Genomic DNA, 2,794 nt, shown 5'->3' with positions numbered 1-2,794 from the left:
ATCCTAATATTGATACACTAGGATTTGTTTATTTAATCTATTAATTGCATTTATACATTTATATCATGCATTTACTTATATTGTTTATTGGTATAAGCATAAATGAATAATTACCATTGTCTAAAATTAATTACCTCTTACCTTTTGAAAAAATATGTAAATTGAATATTTATTATTTTTTTGGACAGATTATAATTATTAATAAAAATTTTGGGAAATATGGTGATTAAATTTATGAAGAAGAAAGAAAAAAGTTTTATTCCTCTAGTTGTTATATTTATATTAGTATTGCAACTTATTAATTTATCAACCACAGAGCAAGGACAAAATACATCTAATAAAAATACAAAATTAATCAACAGTGACATAAAATCAATAAATACTCTATCTATAACTTATAGAGTTAATAACTCTAATACATTAACCACTGAACTTTCAAAATATAATTCTGAATATAATTCTTATTCTATACAAAAGTCTCAACAAAAATGTAAAAATTTGTATTACAATAATCAAGTAAGTGAAAAAGCGATAAACCAAACTATGCATTTACCTGATTGGTTTAAATATAAAGTTATAGATGAAAACTTATTAAAATCTTATTTAGCTAATAGATCTTCTATACTTAAGGATGAACCTTACTTTTCATCCATAATAGAAGTTGGTAGAGATTTTAATATTAATCCTATACTGCTATTTGCTATTACAGGTCAAGAACAAAGCTTTGTTCCTCAAGATCATGTAAGTGCTACTAAAATAGCTAACAATCCTTATAATGTATTTTGTAGTTGGCAAAGTTATAATACTGATATTGTAGATGCATCAGAAATTGCTTGTCGTACAATTATAAATCTATCTAAGGATAGACCTGATAGTGTCGATCCTTTAGTATGGATTAATAGAAAGTACTCTGCTGATCAAAACTGGCATTATGGTGTAAGAAGTTTATACAACGAAATTATTGACTTTATAAATGAGTAATAAAAGGTTTAGGTAATTCAAATAAGAACTACCTAAACCTTTTATTTATTTTCTATATATACACTTTTTGTTGGGAAAGCAATGCTTACTTCCTCACCACTTAGAATTTTCATTATATTATAATTTATATCTTCTTTGATCTCCATATATTCATTGAATTCAATTCTATTTATAAAAAAATACATACCTATGTCTAAACTACTTTCATTAAATGTACTAAAGCTAACATGAATACTCTCACTATCTACTCCATCATGATTCTTTAGCATATCCTTTATGCTACTAACACACCTTTGAAGCTGCTCAGTAGCTGTATCATAGGTTACTCCTATATTCATAGTTACTCTTCTTAACTCTCTCTTGTTAAAGTTTAAAATTGAATCATTTACTAGTAATGAGTTAGGAACCGTTATTAACACTTTATCAAAAGTTCTTATTCTTGTACTTCTAAAACTAATATCTTCTACTATTCCCTCTATCTCCTTACACTTAATCCAATCACCTATTGTAAAAGGATTATCCATAAATATTATGACACCTGACATCATATTGGCAGCAAAATCTTTTGCTGCCAAAGCTATTACAACTCCCCCTAAACCTATTCCTGTTATAAAAGCATTTACATCTAGCCCCCAAATATTCGCTACTTGTATAATTGCAAAAGCTATAATTAAATACTTTATTCCTTTGGCCATCATAGGTATTAATACAGTATTAACTTTTATATCATATTTATCTGTAGCTCTAAATAAAAAATCATCTGAATTATTAGTAATGTTAATTAATCCATTAGCAAATAATACTATAATTGATGTCCCTAATAATTTATTAATTATACTGCTAATATTCCATCCCAGTGATGAATTCAGTATACTCATAAATATGTATACACCCATTACTATAAATGCCATTTTTATAGGTTTTTCAAATGCACTCAATATTTTTCTAGCACTTTTAATTTTTAAAGCTTTAAATATACCATCTAATATCTTTATAATATATTTAGCAAATATGTTCCTTAGGAACATTAACAATACGAATATTCCTACTCCTATTGCAATTGACTTCCACACTTCAAAAAATTTACTATTTAATATAATCTGTACATATTTATTCGTTAATATCTCTACTTGAGCTATTACCATTTATCTTTCCTCCTATATAAAAACTTAGTTTTCATTATTTATTCCTTTACAATTCCAAAAACAAAAACATCAACATATTCTTCTCCATCATAATATGCTTGTCTTCTTGTTCCTTCATGAAGAAAACCTAATGACCTTAATGTGCCTTGACTAGGATAGTTAAACATTAACACCTCTGCATCAATCCTATGAGTTCCAATGCTAAATAAATAATCTATAATTAATTTTAATCCTTCCTTAGCATATCCCTCTTGCCTATGACTTCCTAATCCAAACCTAAGCCAAGCCATTTCTTTATTTTCATCTAACCAGTTCATTCTTATGTATCCTATAGGTTCATTATTATCTTTTAATGCAATAATTAAATATAATTCTTCTCCTTCTTCTATGCTAAGCTTAATGTCTTGAAATTGATTTTCATAACTTATATTTGTATTTAATCCCACGGACATTTTTCTCATTACTATTTCATCTTTCCATTTAGCAACCAATTTAGCATCATTTAATTCTATATTTCTTAAATAAATTCGTTGTCCTTCACATATATTATACACTTCCTACCCTCCATACCAAAATGCTACTTCTCATATTATTATAAATTAAATTTATTATTTTATATATAAAAAAAGCACTCCATATGAAGTGCTTTTGGTGGCTCACCGGGGGAT

General features: G+C 26.7%; 3 protein-coding genes. 1 reads left to right on the top strand and 2 read right to left on the bottom strand.

Annotated features, from left to right (window positions below; all coding sequences use genetic code 11):
• Positions 1-234 precede the first annotated feature (234 nt).
• Complete coding sequence (locus tag B3B03_RS02335; protein ID WP_346849313.1) at positions 235-981, top strand: hypothetical protein; 747 nt, start codon at positions 235-237, stop codon at positions 979-981.
• A gap of 41 nt (positions 982-1,022) precedes the next feature.
• Here the strand turns inward: B3B03_RS02335 and B3B03_RS02330 are convergent, their stop codons facing one another.
• Together B3B03_RS02330 and B3B03_RS02325 are read right to left on the bottom strand one after the other, a co-directional pair.
• Positions 1,023-2,126, bottom strand: a complete 1,104-nt coding sequence (locus tag B3B03_RS02330) for a mechanosensitive ion channel family protein (RefSeq protein ID WP_346876378.1) — start codon at positions 2,124-2,126, stop codon at positions 1,023-1,025.
• A gap of 38 nt (positions 2,127-2,164) precedes the next feature.
• Positions 2,165-2,680: a GNAT family protein gene (locus B3B03_RS02325; protein ID WP_346849315.1), complete on the bottom strand. Its 516-nt coding sequence runs from the start codon at positions 2,678-2,680 to the stop codon at positions 2,165-2,167.
• Positions 2,681-2,794: the final 114 nt, after the last annotated feature.

Origin of the sequence: Clostridium sp. UBA5712, assembly GCF_002419845.1 — a bacterium.
Lineage (GTDB): Bacteria > Bacillota > Clostridia > Clostridiales > Clostridiaceae > Clostridium_J > Clostridium_J sulfidigenes.
This window is presented reverse-complemented; position numbering and strand designations above follow the sequence as displayed.

Bases quoted from the DNA above. Each gene is read 5' to 3' on its own strand.
- B3B03_RS02335 (WP_346849313.1), top strand. From the start codon at position 235: ATGAAGAAGAAAGAAAAAAGTTTTATTCCTCTAGTTGTTATATTTATA.
- B3B03_RS02330 (WP_346876378.1), bottom strand. From the start codon at position 2,126: ATGGTAATAGCTCAAGTAGAGATATTAACGAATAAATATGTACAGATT.